The sequence below is a fragment of the Marinobacter sp. SS5-14b genome, from assembly GCF_030541005.1.
GTDB lineage: Bacteria > Pseudomonadota > Gammaproteobacteria > Pseudomonadales > Oleiphilaceae > Marinobacter.
The window spans coordinates 1-3,937 of record NZ_JASSVM010000027.1 but is presented as its reverse complement, the minus strand read 5'-3'; the positions used below and the strand labels follow the sequence as shown (position 1 = coordinate 3,937).

Annotated in this window: 6 protein-coding genes; 3 read left to right on the top strand and 3 right to left on the bottom strand. The window is 47.8% G+C overall.

Features of this window, described 5'->3' with window-relative positions; genetic code table 11:
- Nucleotides 1-259 precede the first annotated feature (259 nt).
- The 3 genes from QPL95_RS18375 to QPL95_RS18365 all read right to left on the bottom strand — a co-directional run bounded on the left by QPL95_RS18375 (nt 260) and on the right by QPL95_RS18365 (nt 1,984).
- Nucleotides 260-1,255: a YafY family protein gene (locus tag QPL95_RS18375; RefSeq protein ID WP_273044084.1), complete on the bottom strand. Its 996-nt coding sequence runs from the start codon at nt 1,253-1,255 to the stop codon at nt 260-262.
- 54 nt (nt 1,256-1,309) lie between these two features.
- A complete protein-coding gene (locus QPL95_RS18370; RefSeq protein WP_273044082.1) occupies nt 1,310-1,534 on the bottom strand; it encodes a hypothetical protein in 225 nt (74 codons plus the stop codon).
- A 189-nt stretch (nt 1,535-1,723) separates the two neighbouring features.
- Nucleotides 1,724-1,984 (bottom strand): hypothetical protein, encoded by a 261-nt coding sequence (locus QPL95_RS18365; RefSeq protein WP_273044080.1) that lies wholly within the window; start codon nt 1,982-1,984, stop codon nt 1,724-1,726.
- A gap of 138 nt (nt 1,985-2,122) precedes the next feature.
- Here QPL95_RS18365 and QPL95_RS18360 point away from each other — a divergent pair, with 138 nt between their 5' ends.
- The 3 genes from QPL95_RS18360 (at nt 2,123) to QPL95_RS18350 (ending at nt 3,598) form a co-directional block, all read left to right on the top strand.
- On the top strand, nt 2,123-2,527 hold the full coding sequence (locus tag QPL95_RS18360; RefSeq protein WP_273044079.1) for a hypothetical protein: 405 nt from the start codon (nt 2,123-2,125) through the stop codon (nt 2,525-2,527).
- A gap of 169 nt (nt 2,528-2,696) precedes the next feature.
- On the top strand, nt 2,697-3,209 hold the full coding sequence (locus QPL95_RS18355; protein ID WP_303292359.1) for a hypothetical protein: 513 nt from the start codon (nt 2,697-2,699) through the stop codon (nt 3,207-3,209).
- 158 nt (nt 3,210-3,367) lie between these two features.
- Nucleotides 3,368-3,598: a hypothetical protein gene (locus QPL95_RS18350; protein WP_273044076.1), complete on the top strand. Its 231-nt coding sequence runs from the start codon at nt 3,368-3,370 to the stop codon at nt 3,596-3,598.
- Nucleotides 3,599-3,937 lie beyond the last annotated feature (339 nt).

Here is a 3,937-nt window from a genome sequence, read left to right as displayed (position 1 = left end):
CTTGGCCAGCTCGGCAGCCATAGCTTTGAGTTTTTCTTGGTCCACTTGTGTACCCACGATGGTATCCTTTTGAAAAGATTACTCAGTCGTGGGCAGTTACACAATTTGGTTTACAGGCTCTTGTGAAACCGCCTTGACCGACCTTATGGAGCGCATCTCAAACACTGAGCATTCCAACCGGATCAAGGTGCCGGAGTTAAAGGCCCTGCTCGATAACATGGAACGTGCTTTCGGACGGGAACCGCTGAATTGATAGTCTCTAGGCTTTCATTCTCGCAAGCCCGCGCTCAAGCGTGGCTGTTATATCCTCGCGCAACCACAGTGGCTCCAAGATGTCACAATGCACGGCTTGTGCGGTCAGCCACCAGCGTAAATCCTGAGTATCTCCCACTGTCACACCAATCTCGAAAGTCTGATCATCAATTTCTGTGGTGATCTGATCAAAGCCTAACGGCGACTCAATCAAGTGATTCAAAGCCGGCTTGTCGCATCGAAGCTTCAGGTACACGGGTTCATTGGACTTGAGAATCCCCATGGCGCCGGAGCGGATGTACAAATCCAGATCAAAGTCATCCGGCCGCTCGGAAGGCTCCTCCAACAGTTCACCGGTTACGGCACGATGAAGCACCAACTGACGTGTACCTTCCCTACCCTCGATAGTCCCGATTAGATAGACATTCGGGTCCCTGAAAATGAGCCCGAAAGGGTGCACCACAATTTCCTCCGGCTCCGGCCAGTTGCGAGCCTGGTAGGTTAGCTTGCACTTGTACTCCCGCAACAAGGCTTCAGTCACGGTTTCCAGCACATCAGCATCAATCCCAGGCCGCTCACCGCCCAGCCCGCGATTGATGACACGCACTCGGTTGGGCCATTGGCCCAGCGGGTTCTTTTCGCGAAGTAAGGTCCGATGGGCCTCATCAAAATGCGGCCTCAGATGAGACAGCGCCCGTGGCGGTAACATGGGTGAGAGATAGGCCCGGGCTAGTTCAAAAGTTAGTGCGGCAGGCAGGTCGAGTGCCGGGATGATATCCATCGTCGCATTACGATCAAAGGACCACCGGTAAGGCCGAGAATCTTCATCCACCAACAACGGAAAGTCTGCGCTGAGCTTCTCCAAGTCCCGCTGTATCGACCGCATCGTCACCTTAAAACCATGATCCTCAAGGCGGTCCGCCAGTTCACTTGTGGTTATGGACTTGGGAAAGCGAGGCACCATTCGGAGCATCGTGAGGTAACGAACGGCGGTATTGGACATATCACTCCCTTGTTATCGACATGAAAACTAACGCGATTACCAGACTATCGCGAATTAATCATCTTGTCTGGGTCGGATCACCCCATTTTTTTCAAGGAAATCTTCGAGGTTTTCACCAGGGATACTCGGAGAATCGTCATCGCCCGCTAACGCATCAACGACGAAGCGCTTGATAAGCTGCTCCGCTGTAAGACCGAGCGACTGAGCCTCCCGCTCAAGTCGATCGACAACGAGTTCTCGCTTATCAAACTCAAGAAAGAAGCGGATTTTTTTGCCCACGGAATCTCCCCTTCGAAACCAGAATTTTCGAATAGGCCTTTTTGCTTGCTGGCAAGACTATCTGTTGTACATTGGAACCATCAGTAGGGCCAGCTGGAGGTGCCCAATAACGCCAGCAGCACGTCACGGAGAGACCTCCACTCCGGGGGCGTGCATATCTTATTCTCTCATGCCCTCAACCTCTAATTCTTAACCCGGGCCTTTCAACCAGCAGCGCACCAAAGGCCATGCTGGAAGAAGAGCAGCTCCTACCACGAGGGCACCTGGACGAGGATCGCCAGAAAAGTCTTTGAGATCCGAGCTCATCAAAATTGCACCCACTCCAAGCAGGATGCTGACTGGCAGCCCTGTCATTTCCCCCAACCAAGACCAAAATAGAATGCTGATCAGATACAACAACAAAGCATTGAGCAACCGGTCGATCAGATTCTGAGCAGGCAATTCCCGCATATCCTCCCCCTTTCGAGTCCCTTGGTTTTGACAGCATATATCAATGACATGAGCCAGCAACGGCATCAGCGAATTGCTTGCTCCTCCAAGCTTTTGAGGTAGATTGAATCTAAGGCCAAATTCTGAGGAACAAACACCATGACATATCTGCTGATGATCTTTGCTGGCGGTGTAACCGGTCTTTATCTCGCTGGGCCGGTAGGCGCATTTCTCGGTGTACTTGCGGGAGTTGGTGGCGGTGCCTGGCTGGAGCAAACAGAACCCACTATCGATGATGCAATCGACGCCGATTACAGCCTTCCACTCAGAGATTCCGATGCAGTTTCCTATGGAAGCTATGACGACGACGCAATGTTCTACGAAGACCGCTACCAATCAACAGTTTTTGATATCAATCCTGCCACAGGGTTGCCGATGGTTAACGACAGTATCGGTGGGATTGATGTTGGAGGAAACCCATATGGGTATGATCTGAGCAGCCATGACGATATATTCTCGTCATCCTCCGTGGACAGTATGTTTGACGATTTCAATCACGATTGAAGTGGCACCATTTCGAGTAGCGCAAGCCGAATCTTGGTCTTCTGGTCTTTCTGGGTGAAAAAACTTACTGATCTGGGTGTTATTGCCTTTTTAACGAAATTACCCTCGCCCCAAAGCCATTGGGTTTCCATATCATTGAGGATGTCAGTTTAAATGAGGAAAAAATCTGATGTCTGCTTTCACTATTATTAGCACGATGGATAAGCATCACAGGGCGAATAACGAGGCGATTACTGAAGACCCCAATATCGGTGAGACCACAATCCAATATCTGGAGGACGGCCGAGCATTTTTTGTTTGTCCGCAGGCAACTAGAGACGACATTGATGGATTTTACATTACGTGTTGCAATGATGAGGAGGCTCAGGAGCTTGCACGCCAAGGCGTGATCGTATTCGATGGCGATAAGATCTATGAGTCTTTGACCCAACGAGAAAAGGACGTTTTTAATGCTTGCATTGAAGACGAGTGCTACATCGATAACCCGGTAGTAACTAAAATTGCGTCGGCACTCCTGTTACAGAAAAGTTCCGGAAAGAGCGTGATGTCCTTGCCAATAAGGTATTACTGTTCAGCTGCACAGGTTCTGCTTCCGAATGAATTTGAGTTCCTAAAAACGGCAAACAAACCTAGTACGATCATCACTATCCACACTAATAAAACTCAAATTAATCATCCGTAGTTTATTGAAATTCGCTGGCCTAGCGTTTAGTCACATAGGCCAGCAAACCTTTCTCCCCGATGTCATAAGACAAATATTGGACCCGCAATTAATTTGCTTGCATCAATCTTCTTTTGTTGTAGATTCAATATGAACCTAAAGATTCAAGGAATCTTCTAATGACAACGCAAAAGATTAATGAATTGATTCAAGAAATAATTTCCAATTCAGAGTCAGTCAAAGATTTTTATGAAGTGGAAGTGTCTGTGCTAATAAGAAAGAAAGGAGGGGCCCGATCAGATTTTATAAGAGCTCAGTCACATTGGACGCCTGATCAAATCGATATTTTAGACAAAGAATCAGATTCAGAACATCCATTTGGATGGGTAAAGTCGCCCAATAAACCATAAACCAAACTGTTAGGTGAGAAAATGATCAACGAGAAAACATTCACCTTATGGTCAGACACCAAAATTTTAAGATTATTAATCCAGGATATTCTGTATAAAAATTATGGTGATTTCTTTCTTTGGTCGGAAAAGATACATAGTGAAAAATATTGGCTGCATTTTCGAGAAGAAGGCCCTGCATCCAAGTTCGCCTACTTACCAGTAGACTCCCTGAATCAACTAGGGAGGCTCTGAATAAGTCTCAAAATCAGCGATAATACGGTCATCGTCAACTGCACAGGATTCGTTGCCACCATGGATCAGATCACCTTCTCCGAAGCCGAGTACCAGACCAAGAAG

Coding starts and splice junctions, on each gene's coding strand:
- QPL95_RS18350 (WP_273044076.1), top strand. CDS start 3,368: ATGACAACGCAAAAGATTAATGAATTGATTCAAGAAATAATTTCCAAT.
- QPL95_RS18375 (WP_273044084.1), bottom strand. CDS start 1,255: ATGTCCAATACCGCCGTTCGTTACCTCACGATGCTCCGAATGGTGCCT.
- QPL95_RS18365 (WP_273044080.1), bottom strand. CDS start 1,984: ATGCGGGAATTGCCTGCTCAGAATCTGATCGACCGGTTGCTCAATGCT.
- QPL95_RS18355 (WP_303292359.1), top strand. CDS start 2,697: ATGTCTGCTTTCACTATTATTAGCACGATGGATAAGCATCACAGGGCG.
- QPL95_RS18360 (WP_273044079.1), top strand. CDS start 2,123: ATGACATATCTGCTGATGATCTTTGCTGGCGGTGTAACCGGTCTTTAT.